This window comes from Ruegeria sp. BG5, from assembly GCF_056538425.1.
In genome coordinates, this window is the sequence record NZ_JBQFTC010000004.1 from 112,591 (window position 1) to 135,769 (window position 23,179).

Below are 23,179 nucleotides of genomic sequence, written 5' to 3' on the forward strand. Positions count from 1 at the left end.
TTGCGGGGCGACAGTTTGGTCATCTCATCCCTGGCAGACAGTCTTGTGCGCGGCGTCGAAACCATTGGCGACAGCGTGTCCGAGACATTTTTCGAGCCGGTCATCCGTCTGGGCGTCACCGGTCTGGCGCGATCTGGCAAGACGGTTTTCATCACCTCGCTGGTGGCAAACCTGCTTGACCGGGGCCGCATGAGCGGCCTTGTCGCGCAGCAGGAAGGCCGGATCAACGCCGCTTATCTGCAACCGCAACCTGACGACATCGTCCCCCGATTTGACTATGAATCGCACCTCTCCGACCTGACTGGCCCTCAACCACACTGGCCCGACAGCACCCGCGCCGTGTCCGAGTTGCGCTTGTCTTTCAAGGCACGTCCTGCCGGGTTGCTGGCCGGTCTACAGGGGCCGCGCACCGTGCATCTGGACATCGTGGACTATCCGGGTGAATGGCTACTGGACCTCGCGCTGTTGGACAAATCCTATGAGGATTGGTCGCGCGAGACCCTCTCGCGCATCGAAAACCGACCTGACGCGGCAGAGTTTCTGAAACAAGCCCGCGCAACCGATCTGACAGCCATTCATGACGAACCGACCGCGCAGGCCCTGTCTTCCGCATTTACCACCTATCTGAATCAGGCACGCGAGGTCGGGTTCCACGACTGTACGCCGGGGCGGTTCCTGCTGCCGGGCGATCTGGCAGGCTCTCCGGTTCTGACCTTCGCGCCATTGCCGGTGTCCGAGCCCTCGCGCCGCCGTACCCTCCAGCGCGAGATGGAGCGGCGGTATGAGGCCTACAAGGCGCAGGTAGTAAAGCCGTTCTTCCGCGACCACTTCTCGCGCATTGATCGGCAGTTGGTTCTGGTCGATGCGCTGGGCGCGATCCACAAAGGCCCGCAAGCGGTCGAGGATATGCGCCGGGCCATGGGCGATATCCTGTCGGCTTTCCGTCCGGGCCGTAACGCGTGGCTCAGCCAGTTGCTGCTGGGCAAACGGGTCGAACGCATCCTGTTCGCCGCCACCAAGGCCGATCACCTGCATCACACGCAGCACCCCCGCCTGACCGCGATCATGGAGGCGCTGACACGTGAGGCGCGCGACCGGGCAAGCTTTGCGGGGGCCGAAACAGCGGCGCTGTCGCTGGCCTCGCTGCGGGCCACAACCGAAGAGATGCGCAGCCATGACGGGGTCGAATTGCCCTGCGTGCGCGGCACGTTGCAGGACAGTGGCAAGCAGGCGGCGTTTTACCCCGGTGAGCTGCCGGACGATCCGGCCCACTTGCTGGGCCCGGCCCGGAACGGGGCCGAGACTTGGCTGGGCGATGATTTTGGCTTCATGAGGTTCGCTCCGGCGCATCTGACCCTACGCCCCGGCGATGGCCCACCGCATATCCGGCTGGACCGGGCCGCGCAGTTCCTGATCGGAGACCGGTTGTGATGGTCACTTTGCGCCCGGCCCGCAGCACCGATGCCGGAACGACCGGGGAAATCCTGCACGGGTTTGCCCGCGAAAACGACTGGATGCCGGAACTGCATAGCTGCGCCGAAACCATCGCCTTTTGCGGTCGCATGATTGATCAGGGCTGGGTCACGGTGGCTGAAACCTCGGATGGGGTGGTTGGGTTTCTGGCGTTGAATGGATCGGATATTCATTCGCTGTACCTGACGGCCTCTGCGCGCGGGCAGGGGATCGGGGCGCAGTTGCTCGACCATGCCAAGGCGCGACACCCGCAACTCAGCCTCTTTGCCTTTCAGGCCAATACCGACGCGTGCAGGTTCTACGAACGTCATGGCTTTGCCGAGGTTGCCCGCAGCGACGGGGCCGACAATGATGAAAACCTGCCGGACATCAAATATGTCTGGCGTATCGAAAGGGCAGCACATGGCTAAAGGCCCGGTACTGATCGATCTCGAGGAAGATGCGCCCGCCGCCGACGTGGCCATGGCCCCGCCGGTGCCGGACCTTGCGCAGCCTCAGGGTCAGGCGATGCAAAGCGCGGCCCGAATTGCTGCCCGCAAGCCCTCGGCCCTGTCGCGGTGGTTCTGGGGCTTGGCGCTGGCGGTTGTTGGCGCTGCGATCTCGGTCGCCGCATGGGATTTCGCCACCTCGCTGGTCGCCCGCGCGCCTGTGCTGGGGTGGATCGTCACCGGATTGATCGCGGCGCTGGTTTTTGTCGCGCTGATCATCGCAATCCGGGAGTTGGCGGCGATTGGCCGTCTGTCCCGTGTCGACGGGCTGCGCCGCGCTGCGGATGAAGCGCTGGCCGACGCCGATCTTGCCAAGGCCCGTGCTGTTACGTCTCGCCTGATCGCCTTCTACAAAGGTCGGCATGAGACCCAATGGGGCCGCGACCGCCTGTCCGAACGAATGCCCGAGCAATTTGACGCCTCAGGCCTTCTGGGTTTAGCCGAAGATGAAATTCTGGCCCCTCTGGACGCTGCCGCCAGCCGCGAGGTTGAGGCGGCTGCCCGGCAGGTGGCGACTGTGACCGCTTTGGTGCCGCTGGCGCTGGCGGATGTGGTGACGGCTTTGGCCGCCTCGCTGCGGATGATCCGGCGGATAGCGGACATCTATGGCGGGCGGGCCGGGTTTCTGGGCAGTTGGCGTCTGACCCGCGCCGTTTTTGTTCATCTGGTCGCAACCGGCGCAGTCGCAGTGGGCGACGATTTGTTGGAGCCGGTTTTGGGCGGCTCGGTCCTCAGCAAACTGTCCCGCCGGTTTGGTGAGGGGCTGGTGAACGGCGCACTCAGCGCCCGGGTTGGCGTTGCCGCGATGGAGGTGTGCAGACCCTTGCCGTTCTCGGATCGTCACAAACCGTCGACCAGGGCCGTGATCAAACGCGCCTTGAAGGGTCTGTTTTCCAAGGGTTGATCTGACGCAAAGCGCACCTGCCAGCCATTCGTCACACTGAATGTGACGGAGGGCCAGCCATGACAGATCACGGTCACAGCCAGCAGGAGATCGCCCAGCGGATCAATGCCCCGCCCGGGCGCGGCGTTCTGCGCGATGTGGTCTATGGCGGTATCGACGGTTCGGTCACCACCTTCGCCATCGTGGCAGGTGTTGCGGGGGCAGGGTTGTCGTCCTTTGTCATCGTGGCGCTAGGGTTGGCGAATGTTCTGGCCGATGGGTTTTCCATGGCGGCGGGCAACTACTCGGGCACCAAGGCGGAACTGGACAACATCAAGCGGATCCGCGCCATCGAGGAACGCCACATCGCCCTTTACCCACAAGGCGAACGCGACGAGGTGCGGGCGATTCTGGCGCAGAAGGGGCTGTCGGGACCCGTGCTGGAGGATGCGACCGCGGCCATAACCTCGAACCACGAAAGCTGGATAGACCTGATGATCGAAGGCGAATATGGGCTGGGCAGTGTCGATCCGCATCCGATGAAGGCCGCTCTTGCCACGTTCTTTGCCTTTCTGGTGGCCGGGATGATCCCTTTGTTGCCGTTTCTGCTGTCGCTGAACAACGCCTTCGCTGTTTCGGCATGGATGACGATGGGCGTCTTTTTCGCCATCGGAGCGCTGAAAAGCCGCTGGTCGCTGGCCCCGTGGTGGCGTTCGGGCTTGGAGACGCTGCTGATCGGCGGCGTGGCGGCACTTATTGCCTATCTGGTGGGGTCGCTGTTTCACCCCTGACCCTGCGGCTTTGTCGCAGATCGCCTGACACGTCTGGCGCGTTCCCATGTTTCCGTTAGGCTGAGGCAAAACGGATTTGACAGCCAATGCCTTCTGACGATCTGCGTGGGAAAAACATTCTGGTTCTGGGCGCTTACGGGTTTATCGGAGCCGCTGTTGCGCGCGCGCTGACGGCTGAAGGTGCAAGCGTGCGCGGGCTGGTGCGCAACTTGCCGATGGGGAACAAGGTTCTTCCGGGGACACAACTCATACAGGGCGATCTGCGCAATCTGAACCGATCGTAGGACTGGCAGGACCTGCTGCAATCGGTCGATATCGTGGTCAATTGCGCAGGTGCCCTGCAGGATGGCGGGCAGGACGATCTTGAAGTGGTCCACCACACTGCAATCGCGGCCTTGGGTCAGGCTTGCGCTGCACGGGAAATCGCGGTGATCCAAATCTCGGCCATTGGGGCCGAGCCGGATGCGCCGACGCCATTCCTGAACACCAAAGCCGCCGGGGACGCCGCTTTGCGGGCCTCGGGCATGCCGCTTTGGGTGCTGAAGCCAGGGCTGGTGATTGGGCAGAGCGACTACGGTGGTACCGCGCTGCTGCGCATGCTGGCCGCGATCCCGTGGGTACAGCCGCTGGCTTATCCGGACACCCCTGTGCAGTGCATCGGAATGCCGGATCTGTGTCGCGTCGTTCTGTCTGCCGCCATGGATCGGCTGCCGCAAGGCACTTATGATCTGGTCGAGGATACGCCCCATCCGCTGGCAGAGGTGGTTGCGGCCACGCGTCGTTGGCTTGGGTTTCGCCCAGCCTCGACCCATTTGAGGATTCCGTCCGCATTGATCAAACCCATCGCTGCCGGGGCTGATCTGCTGGGTCGGTTGGGGTGGCGATCCCCGCTGCGCAGCACGGCAATGACGGTCATGGCGCAAGGCGTGATCGGTGATCCTGCACCATTTCGGCAGGCCTCGGGGCAGGCGCTGGCGTCCTTGCCGCAGATCTACGCCGGATTGCCCTGCGGTCGCGAACACAGGCTGACCGCGCGCATGACCCTTCTGATGCCACTGGTCGTTGGGGTGCTGAGCCTGTTTTGGCTGCTCTCAGGTCTTTTCGGGCTTTTGGGGCTGTCCAATGCGGCGCAGGTCCTGATCGGGGCAGGATGGGCGGTGCCCGTCGCGATGCTTGGCGTGGCGTTCTGGTCGGTGGTCGACATTGCGCTTGGGCTGGCCATTCTGTGGCGGCCCTGGGCCACCCGCGCATGTTTGGCGCAGATCGGGGTGGCGCTGATTTACCTGATTTCAGCCTCGGTTCTGGTGCCCGGCTTGTGGGCCGATCCGCTGGGTCCGTTGGTCAAAGTGCTTCCTGCAATGACCTTGTCCCTGATTGCCATTCCGATGTTGGAGAGCCGCTGATGGACCCCGATCTGATCCTGCTCTGGCTGCATGTCATTGGAGCGTGCGTGTTGTTGGGAACCGGCGCTGGCATCGCGTTTTTCATGCTGATGGCACACCGTAGCCGGGACGCACATCTGATTGCGCATACCGCAGGCATCGTGGTGCTGGCTGATCTGATCTTCACAACAACCGCCGTCATCCTGCAGCCGATCACCGGGACCGCGCTGGCCTGGCGGTTGGGCTGGTCGCTGAGCGAGGGTTGGATCGCCTTGTCGCTGGTGCTGTATGTGCTGACCGGGTTGTTCTGGTTGCCGGTGGTGTGGATACAGATCAGGCTGCGGGCCTATGCGCGGGTTGCTGCGGATGCAGGAAGCCCAATGCCCGCAGACTACACCCGCCTGTTCCGTATCTGGTTTATATGCGGAATTCCGGCTTTTCTGTCGGTGCTGGTGATCCTTTGGCTCATGATCGCGCGCCCGGCGATCTCGGTCCTTTAGCGTGTTTCCCGCAACACCGCGACGGTACCGGGATTTCCGTACTGTCGCCCGATAGCTCGCGCGGTATAGCTTGCCCGGACGATATTGAACGGAGCCTGAATTGGAATCGCTGCTTGTTCTTCTTGGCCTGATTGTACTGGCCATTCCGGTAACGATTGTCGTGCTTTTGGTTGGCCAAGCGCGCTTGCGCCGCCGGGTTGAGCACCTTGAGCGGCAAGTACAGGCGCTGTCGCCGGGTCAGGCTGAGGTCGAACTGCCAGAGGCCGTGGCATCGGCGCCAGAGCCAAAAGCCGAGGTGGATTTGCCCGCATCAGAGGCCACGCCCGGCCCATGGTCGCCACCTGACCAAAAGCAGGATCCTCCGGTTGCCGAAGAGACCGAGCCATCAGGGGCCGTTGTTTTCCGGCAGGATCGCTTTGCGGCCCTCGGGCTGTGGCTGCGCGAGAACTGGTTTTATGCGGTTTCGGCCCTGTCCTTGGCCTTGGCCGGTATCTTTCTGGTTCAGTACGGGGTTGAAAATGGGCTGCTGCCACCGGCTGCGCGGGTCGCGGTATCTTTGGCCTTTGGGGTCGCGCTGATCGTGGTGGGCGAAGTCATTCGCCGCAGGTTCGGCGATGACGAAACAGCCTCGACCGCGTATCTGCCATCGGTCTTTTCCGGTGCGGGCTTGGTAACATTGTTCGGCGGCATTCTGGCCGCCCGGCAACTCTATGACCTGATCTCTCCCGAAACGGCGTTGGTTGGCATGGTTCTTGTCGCGCTGGTGGGTCTGGTGCTGGGCTGGTTCCACGGGCCGCTGCTGGCTGCTGTGGGACTGATCGGAGCCTTCTCGGCCCCCTTTATGGTTGGAGGCTCATCCGATGATCCGACATGGCTGTATGGGTATTTTGTCATCCTGACCTTGCTGGGTCTGGGCATCGATACGGTGCGGCGCTGGGCCTGGATTTCGGTGCTTACGCTCTTTGCCGCCTATATTGCCTGCCTGCTGCTGGTTCTGTCTTCCCCGTTGACCGAGCCCGGTTATCTGACCAGCGTTACCGTGCTGGCACTTCTGGCCATTGCGATCCCCAACCGGCGCATCTGGCCCGATCACGCGGGCCCCATGGTGGCCGAGATCATCCGGCGCAAGAAGGGTGATCCGTGGCCTGCTTTCCCGACCCGCGTGGCATTTGCCGCAGTGGCCGTCAGCTCGGCCATCCTGTCCCTGCACTGGGCGGATTCAGCGGGTGAGTTCTGGCTGACCACATGCTTGCTGCTCGGGTTGGCTCTGGCACTGCTTTTGTGGGCCAAGGACGCGCCTGCCTTGCAGGATGCCACGGTGTTCCCGGCTGTTGGGTTGATCGGCTTTGTCGTCGCGCATGGCCTCGAAAACGGCACCGTCGCGCGCACCTTCGCGGCCACCTATGCCGAGACGCCCGAAGCAGACGCCCCGTTAGTTGTCACGATACTGGTCGCATTGGGCGTGCTGGTCTCAGTTCTTGCGGCTTGGCGATCCTGCAACGCAGACCGATACGCCGCCATATGGGCCGGGGCGGCCGCCGTGTTCGCGCCCGCCATGGCCATCGCGCTGGAGGTCGGCTGGCATCCGGCCAAGGTGATCGGCCCGTACCCCTGGGCGCTGCACGCCATCGTTCTGGGTGCGGTGATGGTTGGTATAGCGGAACGCTTCGCCCGCGTTGATGGCGAGAACCGGATGCGGCCCGCGCTGGCCACGCTTTCAGCGCTGTCCTGTCTGGCCTTTGCCTGCGTGATCGTCCTCAGTTCCGCAGCGCTAACGATTGCGCTGGTCGTGACCATCGTGGTCGCTGCGGCGTTGGATCGCCGGTTCACTTTGCCGCCGATGAGCTGGTTTATCTGGGCAGGTGTGTTCACGGTAACCGTACGGCTGGTTCTGGACCCCGGTCTGCGCTGGGCCGAAAGCGCACCACTTGCCGAGATGGCGCTGGTCTACGCTTCGGCGACGCTTGGGTTCTTTGTCGGCTGGGTGCTGATCAAACCGCTGGATCGCCCGATTGCCAAGCTGCTGCTCGAAAGCGCGGCCTGGGCGACCGGAGGCATTTTGCTATCGCTGCTTCTGCTGCGCTGGCTGGAGGCGTTTGGTGAGGGCGGGGCCGAGAACAGCCATTGGGGTCTGGGCCTGCTGTCCGTCATCTGGCTGCTGCTGGCCTATGCGCAGGTGCAACGCTTCGAACTGGGCGGCAAGCTGACCTATGCGCGCTATGCTCTGGCGATCTTCTTCGCTGGTCACGGGGTGCTGCGTCTGGTCGAAGCTCTGGTAGATCGCAATCCGTTGCTGAACCCCTTGGCCGAGCCGGTTCTGGGCCCTCCGCTGTTGAACACACTGGCGGTGGCCTATCTGATCCCCGCACTGGCCATCGGGTTTTCGGCCTGGAGGATTACGTCCATGCCCAAGCATTTGCGGCAGGTCAGCTATGGTGTGGCTGCGGGTTTAGTGACCGTCTGGCTGGGCCTGACCATCCGCCATGTCTGGCAGGGTGCCGAGGGCATGTACGAGGGCAACGGCGTAACCCAGCCCGAGCTTTATACCTATACCCTGACCCTTTTGATTGTCGGTGCGGCGTTGTTCTACCAATCGCTCGCGCGGCGGTCCGACCTGATGCGCAAGGCGGGGCTGGCGGTGATCGGGCTGGCCGTGGCCAAGGTGTTCCTGATCGACATCGCGGGCCTTGGCGGTCTGATCCGCGTCTTCTCGCTGCTGGCGCTGGGCCTCGCGCTGGCGGGGCTTGCATGGCTCAATCGTTGGGCCAAGCTGCGCCATTTGCCGCAAGGCTCGGAACCTCTGGACCATTGAGAGCGGGCGTCATATAAGCGCGGCCATGTTTGACCGTTTGGCCATCATTATTCGAATTATATCCCCGGCGCTCTGATCCTCGAGACGCCGGGCAAAGGTGTTTGAGACTTCGCACCGACCGCTTCGATCCTAGTACGACCAGATCACCCAAAGGACGCCCCCAATGTGCGCCGACACGACCCAAACACCTGACTACAAAGACACGCTGAACCTGCCCAAGACCGATTTCCCCATGCGCGCCGGCCTGCCCAAGCGCGAGCCCGCATGGCTGGACCGTTGGGCAAAGATCGGCGTCTATGACCGCCTGCGCGAGAAAGAGGGCCGCACGCCCTTTACCCTGCATGACGGCCCACCCTACGCGAACGGCCACCTGCATATCGGCCACGCGCTGAACAAGACCATCAAAGACATGATCGTGCGGTCCCATCAGATGATGGGGTTTGACGCGCGCTATGTGCCCGGCTGGGACTGCCACGGTCTGCCCATCGAATGGAAGATCGAGGAGCAGTACCGCAAGAAAGGCAAGAACAAGGACGAGGTGAACGTCGTCGACTTCCGTCAGGAATGCCGCAAGTTCGCCGAGGGCTGGATCGATATCCAGCGCGAAGAGTTCAAGCGTCTGGGCATCACCGGCAACTGGGCCGATCCCTATATCACCATGGACTACCACGCCGAGGCAGTGATCGCCGACGAGTTCATGAAGTTCCTGATGAACGGCACGCTCTATCAGGGCTCGAAACCCGTAATGTGGTCGCCTGTTGAAAAGACCGCGCTGGCCGAGGCCGAGGTCGAGTATCACGACAAGGAAAGCTTTACCATCTGGGTGAAGTTCAGGGTCGTGAATGCAGGCGATCTGGATGATGCCTATGTGGTGATCTGGACGACGACTCCGTGGACCATGCCGTCGAACAAGGCGGTCGTTTACGGCAAGGATATCTCCTACGGCCTGTACGAAGTCACCGACACGCCGGACGAATGCTGGGCCAGTGTTGGCGACAAGTTCCTGCTGGCCGACAATCTGGCCGCGGATGTGCTGGGCCGTGCCCGTCTGAACGACGACCAGTGGACCCGTGTCCGCGATGTAACCACCGATGAACTGGAAGGCGTGCAACTGACCCACCCGCTGGCCGGGGCCGAGGGCGGCAATGGCGAGTGGGATGATCTTCGCGATTTCCGCGCCGCTGAGTTTGTGACCGACACCGAAGGCACCGGATTCGTCCACTGTGCGCCGTCACACGGGATGGAAGAATTCGAGTTGTACCGCGATCTGGGGATGCTCGAGCAGGTCATCACTTATAACGTGATGGACGATGGCTCGTTCCGCGCTGATCTGCCGTTCTTCGGCGGCAAATACATCCTGTCCCGCAAGGGCGGTGAGGGTGATGCGAACAAAGCCGTGATCGACAAGCTGGTCGAGGTTGGTGGGCTGCTGGCACGCGGCAAGATCAAGCACAGCTATCCGCATTCGTGGCGCTCGAAAGCGCCGATCATCTACCGCAACACGCCGCAGTGGTTTGCCTCGGTCGACCGCAAGCTGGATGACGGCATGGGTGAGATGGGCGACACCATCCGCGAACGTGCGCTGCGGTCCATCGACGAGCTGGTGAAATGGACGCCGCAGACCGGCCGCAACCGTCTGTATTCGATGATCGAGGCGCGCCCGGACTGGGTTCTGTCGCGCCAGCGCGCCTGGGGTGTGCCGTTGACCTGCTTCACCAAGAAAGGTGCTCTGCCCACCGACGCGGATTACCTGCTGCGCAACGCAGACCTGAACGCCCGCATCAAGGCGGCGTTCGAGAAGGACGGCGCGGATATCTGGTATACCGAAGGCTTCAAAGAGCAAGTGCTGGACGGCATTGCCAACCCGGACGACTACGACCAGGTGTTCGATGTGCTGGACGTGTGGTTCGACTCGGGTTCGACCCACGCCTTCGTTTTGCGCGACCGTGAGGACGGGACCGAGGACGGCATCGCCGATGTCTACATGGAAGGCACCGACCAGCATCGTGGTTGGTTCCATTCGTCCATGCTGCAGGCCTGCGGCACCAAGGGACGCGCGCCATATCGGAACGTGGTGACCCACGGCTTCACGCTGGACGCCAAGGGCAACAAGATGTCCAAGTCGCTGGGCAACACCATTGTCCCGGAGGAGATCGTCAAGCAATACGGCGCGGATATCCTGCGCCTGTGGGTTGCTCAGACCGACTATACCGCTGACCAGCGGATCGGGCCGGAAATCCTGAAGGGCACCGCTGACAGCTATCGCCGTTTGCGCAACACGATGCGGTTCATGCTGGGCTCTCTGGCAGACTTTACCGAAGCCGACCGGGTCGATCCGCAGGACATGCCGCGTCTGGAACGCTGGGTGCTCAGCCGTCTGGCGGAACTGGATGAACAGGTGCGCAAGGGCTATGCGTCCTTCGACTTCCAGGGTGTGTTCAGCGCGGTGTTTACCTTTGCCACGGTCGATCTGTCGTCTTTCTATTTCGACGTCCGCAAAGACGCGCTCTATTGCGACGGTGATACCCTGCGCCGCCGTTCGGCCCGTACGGTGCTGGACATCCTGTTCCACCGCCTGACCACATGGCTGGCCCCTGTTCTGGTTTTCACCATGGAAGAGGTTTGGCTGGAGCGGTTCCCGGGCGACGACAGTTCGGTCCATCTGGTGGATTTCCCCGAAACGCCCGCCGATTGGCGCGACGTCGAGTTGGAAACCAACATGGCCAAGGTTCGTCGCGTGCGCCGCGCCGTGACCGCCGCGCTTGAGGTGCAGCGCCAGGACAAGGTGATCGGATCGAGCCTTGAGGCCGCGCCGATTGTAAATGTCGAGGATGGCGAAACCCGCGACTTGCTGGCGACGTTTGACGTGGATGACATGTGCATCACCTCCGGCTTGACCGTCACGGGCGATCCAGCCCCGGCCGAGGCGTTCCGCGTGCCGGAAATCGAAGGCGTCGCGGTGATTTTCGAGAAAGCCGAGGGCAAAAAATGCCAGCGCTGCTGGAAGATCCTGCCGGATGTCGGGTTGCACGCGCATGAAGGCGTGTGCGGACGCTGCAACGAAGCACTGGGCTAAAGCGAACCGCCCCCTCGGGCATCTGAGGGGGCGATTTCAGTTCAGGGCTGCTTGGTCTGAGGTGTCGGGTTGAACAGGTCGAACCCGATTTTCGGATCTGTCAAAGCTTTCCAGACCTCATAATCGGTAAAGTACCCGGAATGCCCTCCGGGATTGACCGGTATGTTGCGATCCGAGAATATCAGGCCGCCTTCGATCTCAGTGCCGACGAAATCATCCTGCCGGAATATGTTGAACCACGCGGCATTCAGTTTACCGGCAACGACCGTAAACATCTCGGGGAAATAGCGCTGGTAGATATGCGTGACCGGGCAGCCCATCGTGATCAATGTCAGGTTCCGCCCGTTTATCAGCCGTTGCACCCGCGGGTCGGCCAACATCTGGGTCGCAATCACAGTGCCCTGAGAGTGCGAGATCACGGTGATATGGTCCGCCGGAAAGACGTCCAGCACATAGTGCATTGTGCGATAGAACCGCTCGTCAATGGCGGTACGGTCCGGGTAGTTGTGGATTCTGCTGTTCAGATCTGCGCTGATGAAACATCTGTCGCGAATGGCATAAGTCACAATGTCCCGCGCCACGCCCAGCCCGGCAGCAACAAAATCTGAAAACCGGTACATCAAAGCCGTCGCGCCCAGCACGATCAGGCCGATCTCACCGTGAAAACAAGCAAGCCGATCCAAAGCCCAGGCAATGACATAGGCGTCGTTCAGGGTGGTTTTGCAGACAGAGCCATGGTGCGGGTTCGTGACAATCTCGCGGATCGTTACCAGAACCAGCACAATCGCCCCAAACAAAAAGACCCATTGCGCAAACCGATTGACAATCGCGCGGCTGATCAGCCCGTTGCGGGCATGCAGGTTCGCCTTGAATTTCCGGCGACCGGCAAACAGCCCGCCACCGACCAAAAGCAGCAGAACGATGGCGATGAACACGGCGCTTAGCGTTTCGATCGAGTCGCGGAGGTTGGCGTCGAACAAGGTCTGGAGCTGACCGTCCGACAAGAAATCAACGGTTTTCAACATCTGTTCGATGGTTAGCCACAGACCCGAAATGAAGAACATCCAGAAGATCATCATGCCGGCGCAAATGCTTGGATAAAGCCGCCTGTGTTCTGTCAGATTGTCGTTGATCTGAATGGGGGCGGCGGACATCAAGTACAGAAATAGTGTCAGGAAGATCAGCGTGGCCCAGAAGACCGACAATATGTAGATCTGAAAGCCCACAAAGGGTTCCAGGATCAAAGGACAGAAAGTTGTCTCTGACGGGATGCAATTGCGAAATTCAGCGCCAACCGGCCCTAGGGCCAGACCAAGCGCCAGAACGACCCCCATTCCGAACATGCCACGCCAAAATACCCGCCGCAGATAGGTCGGGGCGGAAAAACCACGCAGCAGACCAACAACAGCTCCGCCTGCGTAAAGCGCGAGAAGCAGCCAGAACAGCAATGTCGGGCTTTGAAAAAATCCGACCGGAATTCTGTCGATCATTATCACCGCCGCGCCCAGCAACAGATAGGCGTTCAGGGTCGCGACCGCGCCAAAAAAGATCCAGGTGAACAGATGAACCAACTGTGCGGCGAAAGTGTTCCTGCCGTTGGGGGCGTCCGGGGCGATATTCTTGCGCTGATGGGTCTGTTCGACATTGTCCATCGCCAGATAGCCCAGCGCCAGAACCACCCAGATCAGATCCAGTATTGTCTTGATGGCCCCTTTTGGCGCGGGCGAACGATCTGCCCAATAAACCTCGGCAAACAGGGCCTCGTCGCTGGGGACCGAGGGTTTGGTTACTTTCCGCAGATTAACCTTATAGAGCTTGGCATTGCGCGGGGTGCCGTTGAACGTTGTCTCGGCCAGCTCGATCATGCCGCGTTCGACCTCGATCGGGGGTTTGGGTCGCCCGTCCAGCCAGGTCGTGGCCGCGCCAACGACCTGATCTACCGTTTCACCGGGTTTCTGTTCGCCGATACCATGAACTGTGAGGACAAGATGCCGTCCCATTCCCCCAAAACTCCAACGCATAAAACAATGCCATCAGCATAGCACGGGCCGAGGGTTTTCCCAAAAGGACGCGCTTATCTGGCAATTTGTCTAAATTTGCGACGCGGGAATTGGCCAACTGGGCCCGGCCAAAACCAACTGCGCCCGCGCTGTTTCAGCAGGCAGGCGCAGGATGAACTTGGACCTCTGCGGCGTTGTCGGACGGCCGGTTAGCCTTCCTCTTCCTCGGGATCGAAATTCGCGATCACAAGGTTTTCGAGGAATGCGATCAACTCGTCCTGCTGTTCCTCGGGCAGCGCAATGAACGCGTTCTTGCTAAGCTCCGCCGCGCCGCCATGGGCCATAATCGCCTCTCGCAATGTGGTGGCATGGCCGTGGTGCAGCCACGGACCCGTCGAACCGACACCTGCCAGCGACCGCGTGGGCCAAACCGAGGCACCGAAGCCATAAGCGTCAATCGGATCGGCAAGCTTGGGACCCATGTCGTGACGGCGGAAATCGGTGTACCAGAACACGGTTGCGCCGGTCTCGCCCTTGCTTGGGAACGCGCCCAAATGGACCTCGCTGCCGTCGGCCATTGCGATCCGGTTGTTGGGCTGATCTTTGGTCAGGTCAAACCACATGGGGTTTTTCCCGTCCAAACCCAATTTGGCGGCGATTGCGCCGCTGGGCAGTTCTTCCTCGCTATATCCCGGCACGGCGCTGGGTTCGGCAAACACCGCATTATTCAGATCGACGCTTGGCACATGGCAGGACGTGCACCCGGCATCCACCAGCCGCTGTTCGCCGCGCAACAGCTTGTATTTCTCATCCTGGGTCAACTCGACCAGACCCAGTTCCGCAAGTTCCAGCTTGGAGGTTGGCCGCTCTAACGCAGCCATATAGAGCGTGACAGCGGTGACGTCTCCGACCGTCAGTTCGCCGGTCACGCCATCGAAATCCCCGTCCTCGTTTCCGACCAACTCGACCGCCTGCATTCCCATCTCGTTATGGGCCGCACTTCTGGCAAAGCTGCGCAGGGTCGAGTGCAAGCCTTTCCAACCAAAAGGACGCACGATCAGGTCCTCATCGATTCCGTAGACCTCATCGTAGTTAATGCTGGCCTTGCAGGTTGTTCCGTCCACCTCGGCCGAGGCTGTAAGCGCGCCAAAGGAAATACCCTTGGACACCAGATAGTGCTTGATCGGGAAGCTTTCCTCGCAGGTTTCCTTGGCCAGCGCGGCTTCCTGTTGCTTCAGGTCTTGGGTGATTTCCTCGGCGACCCGCTGCACGGCGCCAAGGCCGAACAGATGCAGGGTGTTGCGTTCCAGAAAGCTGGATGGATCACCCGAATGCGTCGGGTCGATCACAACGTTCATCGCCATCGGTCCCGCCCCGTTGGCCAGCGGGGCCGAGTGGCAGGAAATGCACGAATGCGCCTGAGGGCCGCCTTCGCGGGCGGGAAAATGTTCGGCCCAATCCCCGGCGCTGGCCAGATCGGCGCGTGGCAGGCGCGAGAAATACTGGCCATCTGAGACGCGTGCACCAACCCCGCGCTCCATCGTATAGTCCGCTTCGGTTATTTCGTCGCCGGCCTCAAAGGCATAGACGAAAGCCTTGAGCCGGTCCTTGCCCAACCGCGACATCAGGTCTTTCTGATCGACCGGCGGAGGCGTTTCGGCCAAAGCAACTGAAGCTGATAAAACAAGCGAACCTACAACAATAACGCGAATCTGATTTCGCATCCCATCCCACATTGGCGTTGATTTCAGCTGCCCTCACGTTAGGGATAACAATTCATCACGACAACGTTTTATGTGAATGCGTGTTTGTTTAAGTGGATGAGCGCCGAGCCTTGCGAAACTGAGCCCGCTCTGACAGCATCGCGACATGCCGATGATTGCCGTTGAAACGCGTTTTGGATGCCTTGGGGTGGAAGAGCAGGACGGCTTTGTCAGGCGTCTTGTTTGGCATGGTGCAGACGAAGGTGAACCGACGGCTCTGCTGCACGAGGCCGCGGCCCAGTTGCGGGCCTATGATGCGGGTCAGCTTGACCGTTTCGACCTGCCGTACCGTGTCGAAGGGTCCGCGTTTCAAAAGCAGGTTTGTGATCTGATGTACGCGATCCCATTGGGTGAGACACGCACATACGGGGACATCGCAAAAGAGCTGGGCCAACCTGCGCAGCCGGTGGGGCAAGCCTGCGGGGCAAACCCGATCCCGGTCATTATTCCCTGTCATCGGGTGCTGGCCGCCAACGGTCTGGGCGGGTTTTCCGGTGATGGCGGGATCGAGACGAAGGTGGCCCTTTTGCGTCATGAAAAGGCAGCGGGCCTGTTGATCTGAGTGACGGAAATCAGTTGCAATCCGAAATCCGGATGCTCAACTTATATTTGATGCTGATTTTGAAGGATCCTATTGCATGATGACCGACGCAGACCGTGCCGCCCGCAAGAAGGCCATTATTGACAAGCTGATGTCGTTAGAGGCGCAGGAACTGGCGACCGCTCAGGCGCATTACGATGCCTTTCTGAAAGACGCTCAGCTGGATGACCGCGAGGGCCACGACAAGGACGATATTGCCGCCTCGCGTGAGAATGCCGATCTGGCGGCCGCTTTTGACGCCCCGGTCCATGCGCATCACGCCAAGATCGACGTCATTGAAAACACCGATTTCGGCCTGACCGATACGGTGCAACCGGGTGCGATCATCAAGTTCAACAACCGCCGCTTTGTTGTCTGCGTTTCCACGACGCGGTTTGACGTGGACGGCAAGACCTATATGGGCATTTCAACGCAAAGCCCGATCTATCTGGCCATGGTTGGGCTACAGGCCGGAGATGTCTTTACCCATAACGGCACCGAGTTCGAGGTTCAGGACGTCCTGTAACCCCCTCTAGGTATTGCGCTGCGGTATGATCTGCTGCGCGATACCGGCAAAGGTCAGATACAGGCTGGTGACAACCAGCCCCCAATGCGCCCAGCTTTCAGGGTGGAAATCGACCCAGGCTGCCCAGCCCGCAAAGAAGGTCCAGGCCAGGGCCATCGGCAAGGTCAGGCTGCGCCAGCGTTCGGTCCGTACGGGATGGACGAATTTCAGCGGCAGGAACATTGCAATCGACAGCAACGTCACCAGCACCAGGCTGAACCAGAAGTTGGGTTCAAGCGCGAAAATCACGATAACCACCATATTCCAGCATCCAGGGAAGCCGGAAAACGAGTTGTCCTTGGTTTTCATGCGCGTATCGGCAAAATACATCGCGCTTGCAAAGGTGATGACAATGATTGCAAACCATCCGGTCCAGCCATCCATCAACCCGGATTTGAACAGGGCATAGGCCGGAATGAACACGTAGGTCAGGTAATCGATGATCAGGTCCAGCAGGACGCCATCGAATTCAGGCGCGTTTTTCTTGACGTGATAGTGTCGGGCCAAAGGACCGTCGATGCCATCGACTATGAAGGAAACGACAAGCCAGAGATACATCAGGCTCCACTTTTCCTCGACGGCGGCCAGCATGGCCAGCATGGCGAAAACGGCGCCCGTTGCGGTGAAAAGATGGACGGCTAATGCTTTGAATCTAAGTGTCATGCGGCTGTCATGTACGATGCGTTGGCGAGATGCAAATCAAAAGCCCGCTTAAGTTGCAGAAGTCTTCAGGACGCAGCGTTCCAGGCGTCACGCTTTGGGATGCGCACGGTTGTAAACCTCCATCAACCGCGCGGTATCGACGGCAGTGTAAGCCTGAGTGGTCGATAATGAGGCGTGGCCCAGCAGTTCCTGAATTGCACGCAAATCCCCCCCGGCCGTAAGCAGGTGGGTGGCAAAGCTGTGTCGCATGGCATGAGGTGTGGCCGTTGACGGCAGGCCCAGTTGCATCCGCGCCTTGGCCATCGCGCCCTGAATGGCCCGCGGGTTCAGCCGCCCGCCGCGCACGCCGCGAAACAAGGGCGCATCGTCGGCCTGAGGGTGCGGGCAGAGTTTCAGGTATCGGGTCACGGCCTCACGGGCGGCGGGTATGACCGGAACAATGCGTTCTTTCCCGCCTTTGCCCATGATGCGCAGGGTTGCAGGCAGCGGGGCGTCGGCTCCGGTCAGGGACAAGGCTTCGGATATCCGCAAACCGCAACCGTAAAGCAGAGTGACCACCGCCACATCGCGGGCAGAAACCCAGTCCGAGGTCGATTGCAGCTCGACCGTGTCGATCATCGCGCGGGCGGCGTCTTCTGCAAGGGGGCGGGGTAGTTTCTTTGTGAACTTGGGCGCGCGGGTGGACAGGACGGCGGTGGGTTCAAAGCCTTCACGTTCGGCCAGCCAGCGGTAGAAGCTTTTGACAGCGGAGAGTTTACGCGCCAGCGACCGCGCGCCGACGCCCGATCCGCGCTGATCCGCCATCCAGGCCCGCATGTCCGATACGGTAATGCGTTCCAAAGCGGCCAAACCCTGACGATCCCCGTGGTGCAGGGTCATGAAGGACAGGAAATCGGTGACGTCACCGCGATAGGCGGTTTGTGTGTTGTCCGATCGCCCGGCCAGCGCGCTGAGGCTCTCCAACCAGTGTTGGAGGGCGTCCCGGCAGGCCGGGGAGATCAGGCTCACGACAGCCAGTGACGCATCGACCGTTCGAAAACGCCTGCAAAAAAGGCCAGAAGATCAGTGCCAAGCTGCGGGGTAAAGTGGCGCGGATCCGACGCGCCCATCACGATCATGCCGGGCAAACGGCCCGCGCCCAGATCCAGCTTAAGGCAGGCCTCGGACCGCAGATGGGTTGCTCCGGTTCCATAGACGCGCGGGTTTGCGCGTTGAATTTCGCGCAACGTGACCTCGCGGGCCGGGCCGCCGCGGTCATAGGTCAGGTAGGTATCGACAAAACCGGGCTCGACGACGGTCAGAACACCGCCCAGCTTGTCGATGGCCGGATCGTCCTGCACCACCGTGGTTTCCAGAACCAGCGTGACGCGGTCGACCCGCAGGATCTCGGCCACGTCATTGCCCAGAACCTTCAGGAAGTCCTCGAACTCGACCGGTTCCAGCAGCCGCAGAATGGCGCGGTGCACTTGATTGGTGCCCGCCAGATTCTCGTAAGCGGCGGCGATGACCGAGCGGTGCGTGTCTTCCAGCCGGTCCAGCCGCGCCTCGAGCCGTTGCATGGCGATACCGCGCAGGTCGATCACATTGTCTCCGCGCGCCTGTTCATTGGCGGCCACAAGCGCCTGCATCAGATCCTTGTCGTCCAGCAACGCGTCGGGCTTGGCCAGAATCGCGGCGCGGAGGTTATCCTCGAGTTTTGGGTTGCTGCTCATGTCCCGTCCGGTCGGTTTTTTGTTTTGGCGACTTATACCATGACAGGTCGGGATTGCCTTGGAAAAAATGCACGTATGGGTAGATTTTGGTGCGATCTGTGCTCGAACGGCTCCCGCCTGCAACATCCTGATCCGGGGATCAGGCGTTTGCAGTTGGGCCGGGCGCGGCACCTGTCGGTGCCGCGCGGGCGCTAAGGCTTTGAGGTCAGAGGATCTTCTGACCGGTTTTGGCCCAGTCGGCCAGGAAGGTTTCAAGGCCCTTTTCGGTCAGTGGGTGATCGGCCAGTTTCTTGATCACGGCAGGCGGTGCGGTGATCACGTCTGCACCGATACGGGCGCTGTCGGTCACGTGGTTCACGGTACGGATCGAGGCGGCGAGGATTTCGGTTTCAAAACCGTAATTGTCATAGACCTGACGGATATCGGCGATCAGGTCCATGCCGTCGAGGTTGATGTCGTCCAACCGGCCAATGAAGGGCGAGATGAAGGTCGCGCCCGCTTTGGCCGCCAGAATCGCCTGATTGGTCGAGAAACACAGGGTCACGTTAACCATCTGGCCTTCGTCGCTGAGGGTTTTGCAGGTTTTCAGACCGGCCCATGTCAGCGGCACTTTGACCGCGATGTTCGGCGCGATCTTGGCCAGCTTGCGGCCTTCGGCGATCATGTCGTCGGCCTCGGTGGCGACAACTTCGGCGGATACGGGGCCGTCGACCAGATCACAGATTTCCTTGGTCACTTCCAGAATGTCGCGGCCCGATTTCAGGATCAGCGAGGGGTTGGTGGTCACACCGTCCACCATGCCCAGATCGTTCAATTCGGCGATGGCGTCGATCTCGGCTGTGTCTACGAAGAATTTCATGAGGGCAGTCCTTTGATGGGTTGGCCTTGGTCGCGGATGGCTTTACCTCAAAGAAACCCCTGCTGGAACCCCCTGCATAGGATATGCCGTGAGCGCTAACGGATTTTTCGACGAAGGAGAGCTGGTAGCGGTGCTGACAACGCAGCCGCTGGACCGGACGCTGGATTACAAAGCGCCCGAGGGTGGGTGCTTTCTGGGCGCGTTTGTCGAGGTGCCTTTGGGTCCGCGCAAGGTGCTGGGCGTGGTCTGGGGGCCGGGGCAGGGTGGTTTTGACCTTGCCAAGGCGCGGTCGGTGATCCGCGTGCTGGACGTTGCGCCGATGCGGGAAGAGATGCGCCTTTTTCTGGGCAAGGTGGCCGACTACACGTTGACACCCATGCCTGCGATGCTGCGGCTGGCGACGCGCGCGCCGGGGTTGGGTGATCCGCCATCGATGCGCAAGATTTACAGGTTGAGCGACCGCGAGCCGGACCGGATGACCGATGCCCGGACCCGGGTGTTGGAGGTGTTGCGCGACTATGGCGGCTTGGCTTTCACGCTGAAGGAACTGGCCGAGCAGGCGGGTGTGACCTCGTCTGTTGTCAAAGGGTTGGTCAAACAGGGCGCGGTGCGCGAAGAAGACAGCCCCCGCGATCTGCCCTATCCGCATCTGGACCCGGATTTGCCCGGCAAAGACCTGACCGAGGATCAAGCCGCAGCCGTGGCGCGGCTGCAGACCGGGCAACGGACCGGGGATTACGGCACCACGCTGCTGAAAGGCGTGACGGGGTCTGGCAAGACCGAAGTGTATCTGGAAGCCGTGGCCGAGGCGCTGCGGCAGGGGCGGCAGGCGCTGGTGCTGCTGCCCGAGATTGCTCTGACCGCCGAATTCCTGACCCGGGTCGAGGCGCGGTTTGGTGCGCGCCCGGCGGAATGGCATTCGGGGGCAACTATGACCGAGCGTCGTCGGGTCTGGCGCATGGTCGGGCAGGGGGATGCGCAACTGGTGGTCGGCGCGCGCTCGGCGCTGTTTCTGCCGTTCCGCAATCTGGGGCTGGTCGTGGTCGATGAGGAACACGACACCTCGTACAAACAGGAAGACGGCGTGCATTACAGCGCTCGTGACATGGCGGTTTTGCGGTCGGCCATTTGTGGCGCGCGGGTGATTCTGGCCAGCGCGACGCCGTCGCTGGAAAGCTGGGCCAATGCCGAAGCGGGGAAGTATGAGCGGCTCGACCTGACCTCGCGTTTTGGGGCGGCGGTTCTGCCCGAGATGAAGCCCATCGACATGCGGGCCGAGCAGATGCAGCCGGGGACGTGGATTTCTCCGTCGCTGCGGCAGGCGGTGCGGCAGCGGATCGAGAGGGGCGAACAGTCGTTGCTGTTCATCAACCGTCGCGGCTATGCGCCCGTGACCCTTTGCCGGGCCTGCGGCGAGCAGATCGCCTGCGACCATTGCGACGCGCGCATGGTGGAACATAGGTTCCTGAAACGCCTGATGTGCCATCAATGCGGTGAGACCAAGCCGATGCCTGAAACCTGCCCGTCTTGTGGGGTCGAGGGTAAGCTTGCCCCGGTCGGGCCGGGGATCGAGAGGCTGGCGGAAGAGGCCGAGGCAACCTTTCCCGAGGCGAAGATTGCGATGCTCAGTTCCGATCTGTTCGACTCGGCCCGGGCGCTGAAGGCCAAGATCGAAGAGATTGCCGAAGGGGATGCGGATATCGTCATCGGCACGCAACTGGTGGCCAAGGGGCACAACTTTCCCAAGCTGACGCTGGTGGGCGTGATTGACGCCGACCTCAGCCTGCATGGTGCCGATCTGCGCGCTGCCGAGCGGACGTTCCAGTTGATGCGGCAGGTGGCCGGGCGCGCAGGGCGGGCCGACAAGCCGGGGCAGGCTCTGCTACAGACCTTTCAGCCGGAACATCCGGTGATCCGGGCGATTCTGTCGGGCGACGAGGAAGGCTTCTGGAAGGCCGAGGCCTCTGGGCGACAAGCCGCCGGGGTGCCGCCCTATGGGCGCATGGCCGGGATCGTCTTGTCGGGGCCAGAGGTCGGGCCGGTGTTCGACATCGGCAACGCCATGGCCCGCAACGATGCGCCTTTGCGCCAGATCGGCGCGCAGGTCTTTGGCCCCGCACCCGCGCCGATTGCCCGTATTCGGGGCCGACACCGCGTGCGTTTGCTGGTCAAGGCCCCCAAGGGTGCTCCTATTCAGGACGCCATCGCCCGCTGGATCGCGCCTTTGCGTCTGAAAGGCGATATTCGCCTGACCGTGGATATCGATCCGCAGAGTTTCTACTGACCTCTGCATCTGAGCAGGGCGGCTGTGCAGCAAACCCCTCGCCAAGCTGCGAAAATAGGCGTAGAGGGGTCTCATGCTGAAACCCATGCCGCTTTCCGAGGCGCAAAGCCTACCGTTCTGGCGCCGCCCCATCACGCTGTTGTTCGTGATGGCGATGACCATGCCGATTGCCTTCAACGGGTGGAGCGCGCTGCTGAACAACTTCGTTATCGAAGTGGCGAATTTCGACGGCGCGGATATCGGGTTGCTGCATACGGTGCGCGAGATCCCCGGCTTTCTGGCGGTCGGTGTCATCGCGGTGATCATCTTTATCCGCGAGCAGGTTCTAGCGATGATCTCGCTGATCATGCTGGGCGTGGCAACGGCGGTCACGGCGTGGTTTCCCAGCCTTGGCGGGCTGCTGTTTGTGACGCTGTTCAGCTCGATCGGGTTTCACTATTACGAGACGGTGAACCAGTCGCTGCAACTGCAATGGCTGCCCAAGGACCGCGCGCCGCAGGTGCTGGGCTGGCTGGTGGCGATGGGCTCAGCCGCGACGATGGTGGTCTATGGGCTGATCGTGCTGACCTGGGACCGGTTCGATCTGTCCTATAACTTCGTCTTCATGGCTGCGGGCGGCGTGACCGTCCTGCTGGCGCTGTTCAGCCTGATTGCCTATCCGCAATTCGACGCGCCGACGCCGCAGACCAAAAAGATCATACTGCGTCGCCGCTACTGGCTGTACTACGCGCTGCAATTCATGGCTGGCGCGCGGCGGCAGATCTTTGTCGTCTTCGCGGGCTTCATGATGGTCGAGAAATTCGGGTTCGAAGTGCACGAACTGACCAGCCTGTATCTGATCAACCTGATGATCAATATGATGGCCGCGCCGCTGCTGGGAAAAGCGGTGGCCAGGTTCGGCGAACGCCGCACGCTGATTTTCGAATACGCTGGCCTTGCGATTGTCTTCGCGGCCTATGGCGGCATCTACTGGTTCGGCTGGGGCGTGCTGCTGGCCGCGATCCTCTATGTGATCGACCACGTGCTGTTTGCGCTGGCGCTGGCCCTGAAAACCTATTTCCAGAAAATCGCCGACCCGGCGGATATCGCGCCCACGGCGGCGGTGGCCTTTACCATCAACCACATTGCGGCGGTGTTCCTGCCTGCGCTTCTGGGCTTGCTGTGGGTCGTCTCACCCGGTGCGGTTTTCGGGCTGGCCGCGGCGATGGCGCTGATCTCGTTGGCGCTGTCGCTGCTGATCCCGCGCCACCCGGAACCGGGCAATGAAACAATCCTGGCGAAATACGCCCCGGCCCCCGCTGAATAAGCACCAGTGCTTGACCTTGGCGGGCCCGCGCCATAGGCGCTG

General features: G+C 61.4%; 19 protein-coding genes. 13 read left to right on the forward strand and 6 right to left on the reverse strand.

Going from position 1 to position 23,179, the window contains the following annotated elements; translation table 11 throughout:
• The first annotated feature begins 15 nt into the window (after positions 1-15).
• The 9 genes from ACR0KX_RS14030 to ileS all read left to right on the forward strand — a co-directional run bounded on the left by ACR0KX_RS14030 (position 16) and on the right by ileS (position 11,405).
• The gene (locus ACR0KX_RS14030; protein WP_480708524.1) at positions 16-1,431 is read left to right on the forward strand and encodes a YcjX family GTP-binding protein; all 1,416 of its coding nucleotides are present in this window, start codon (positions 16-18) and stop codon (positions 1,429-1,431) included.
• Positions 1,431-1,883 (forward strand): N-acetyltransferase family protein, encoded by a 453-nt coding sequence (locus ACR0KX_RS14035; RefSeq protein ID WP_480626871.1) that lies wholly within the window; start codon positions 1,431-1,433, stop codon positions 1,881-1,883. The genes ACR0KX_RS14030 and ACR0KX_RS14035 overlap by 1 nt, the downstream gene beginning before the upstream one ends.
• Positions 1,876-2,865 carry a YcjF family protein gene (locus ACR0KX_RS14040; RefSeq protein ID WP_480708525.1) on the forward strand — a complete coding sequence of 330 codons (990 nt, stop codon included), beginning with the start codon at positions 1,876-1,878 and terminating at the stop codon, positions 2,863-2,865. Before ACR0KX_RS14035 ends, ACR0KX_RS14040 begins: the two co-directional genes overlap by 8 nt.
• A gap of 59 nt (positions 2,866-2,924) precedes the next feature.
• Positions 2,925-3,635 carry a VIT1/CCC1 transporter family protein gene (locus tag ACR0KX_RS14045; protein WP_170520509.1) on the forward strand — a complete coding sequence of 237 codons (711 nt, stop codon included), beginning with the start codon at positions 2,925-2,927 and terminating at the stop codon, positions 3,633-3,635.
• An 86-nt stretch (positions 3,636-3,721) separates the two neighbouring features.
• Positions 3,722-3,919: an NmrA family NAD(P)-binding protein gene (locus ACR0KX_RS14050; RefSeq protein WP_480708526.1), complete on the forward strand. Its 198-nt coding sequence runs from the start codon at positions 3,722-3,724 to the stop codon at positions 3,917-3,919.
• 33 nt (positions 3,920-3,952) lie between these two features.
• Positions 3,953-5,038: an SDR family oxidoreductase gene (locus ACR0KX_RS14055; RefSeq protein WP_480708527.1), complete on the forward strand. Its 1,086-nt coding sequence runs from the start codon at positions 3,953-3,955 to the stop codon at positions 5,036-5,038.
• A complete protein-coding gene (locus ACR0KX_RS14060) occupies positions 5,038-5,517 on the forward strand; it encodes a DUF2269 domain-containing protein (RefSeq protein WP_170623777.1) in 480 nt (159 codons plus the stop codon). Before ACR0KX_RS14055 ends, ACR0KX_RS14060 begins: the two co-directional genes overlap by 1 nt.
• 100 nt (positions 5,518-5,617) lie before the next feature.
• On the forward strand, positions 5,618-8,329 hold the full coding sequence (locus ACR0KX_RS14065) for a DUF2339 domain-containing protein (protein ID WP_170623775.1): 2,712 nt from the start codon (positions 5,618-5,620) through the stop codon (positions 8,327-8,329).
• 163 nt (positions 8,330-8,492) lie between these two features.
• Positions 8,493-11,405, forward strand: a complete 2,913-nt coding sequence (gene ileS / locus ACR0KX_RS14070) for an isoleucine--tRNA ligase (protein ID WP_170454336.1) — start codon at positions 8,493-8,495, stop codon at positions 11,403-11,405.
• 41 nt (positions 11,406-11,446) lie between these two features.
• Here the strand turns inward: ileS and ACR0KX_RS14075 are convergent, their stop codons facing one another.
• Positions 11,447-13,405 carry a hypothetical protein gene (locus ACR0KX_RS14075; RefSeq protein WP_480708528.1) on the reverse strand — a complete coding sequence of 653 codons (1,959 nt, stop codon included), beginning with the start codon at positions 13,403-13,405 and terminating at the stop codon, positions 11,447-11,449.
• A gap of 209 nt (positions 13,406-13,614) precedes the next feature.
• Positions 13,615-15,069, reverse strand: a complete 1,455-nt coding sequence (locus ACR0KX_RS14080) for a di-heme oxidoredictase family protein (RefSeq protein ID WP_480708529.1) — start codon at positions 15,067-15,069, stop codon at positions 13,615-13,617.
• Between the two features lie 205 nt (positions 15,070-15,274).
• On the opposite strand from ACR0KX_RS14080, the gene ACR0KX_RS14085 reads away from it, so the two are divergent.
• Both ACR0KX_RS14085 and ACR0KX_RS14090 read left to right on the forward strand, forming a co-directional pair.
• On the forward strand, positions 15,275-15,730 hold the full coding sequence (locus tag ACR0KX_RS14085; protein ID WP_170623768.1) for a methylated-DNA--[protein]-cysteine S-methyltransferase: 456 nt from the start codon (positions 15,275-15,277) through the stop codon (positions 15,728-15,730).
• 79 nt (positions 15,731-15,809) lie between these two features.
• Positions 15,810-16,274 (forward strand): hypothetical protein, encoded by a 465-nt coding sequence (locus tag ACR0KX_RS14090; protein ID WP_170454328.1) that lies wholly within the window; start codon positions 15,810-15,812, stop codon positions 16,272-16,274.
• A gap of 6 nt (positions 16,275-16,280) precedes the next feature.
• Here the strand turns inward: ACR0KX_RS14090 and ACR0KX_RS14095 are convergent, their stop codons facing one another.
• The 4 genes from ACR0KX_RS14095 to fsa form a co-directional block, all read right to left on the reverse strand.
• Positions 16,281-16,976, reverse strand: a complete 696-nt coding sequence (locus tag ACR0KX_RS14095) for a CDP-alcohol phosphatidyltransferase family protein (protein WP_170454326.1) — start codon at positions 16,974-16,976, stop codon at positions 16,281-16,283.
• Between the two features lie 87 nt (positions 16,977-17,063).
• Positions 17,064-17,984, reverse strand: a complete 921-nt coding sequence (locus ACR0KX_RS14100; RefSeq protein ID WP_170623766.1) for a tyrosine recombinase XerC — start codon at positions 17,982-17,984, stop codon at positions 17,064-17,066.
• Positions 17,981-18,688 carry a DUF484 family protein gene (locus tag ACR0KX_RS14105; RefSeq protein ID WP_170454322.1) on the reverse strand — a complete coding sequence of 236 codons (708 nt, stop codon included), beginning with the start codon at positions 18,686-18,688 and terminating at the stop codon, positions 17,981-17,983. The genes ACR0KX_RS14100 and ACR0KX_RS14105 overlap by 4 nt, the downstream gene beginning before the upstream one ends.
• A 205-nt stretch (positions 18,689-18,893) precedes the next feature.
• On the reverse strand, positions 18,894-19,547 hold the full coding sequence (gene fsa / locus ACR0KX_RS14110; RefSeq protein WP_170454320.1) for a fructose-6-phosphate aldolase: 654 nt from the start codon (positions 19,545-19,547) through the stop codon (positions 18,894-18,896).
• 88 nt (positions 19,548-19,635) lie between these two features.
• Between fsa and ACR0KX_RS14115 the strand changes: the two genes are divergently transcribed.
• Together ACR0KX_RS14115 and ACR0KX_RS14120 are read left to right on the forward strand one after the other, a co-directional pair.
• Positions 19,636-21,831, forward strand: a complete 2,196-nt coding sequence (locus tag ACR0KX_RS14115; protein WP_170623765.1) for a primosomal protein N' — start codon at positions 19,636-19,638, stop codon at positions 21,829-21,831.
• A gap of 73 nt (positions 21,832-21,904) precedes the next feature.
• The gene (locus ACR0KX_RS14120) at positions 21,905-23,137 is read left to right on the forward strand and encodes an MFS transporter (protein WP_170454316.1); all 1,233 of its coding nucleotides are present in this window, start codon (positions 21,905-21,907) and stop codon (positions 23,135-23,137) included.
• Positions 23,138-23,179: the final 42 nt, after the last annotated feature.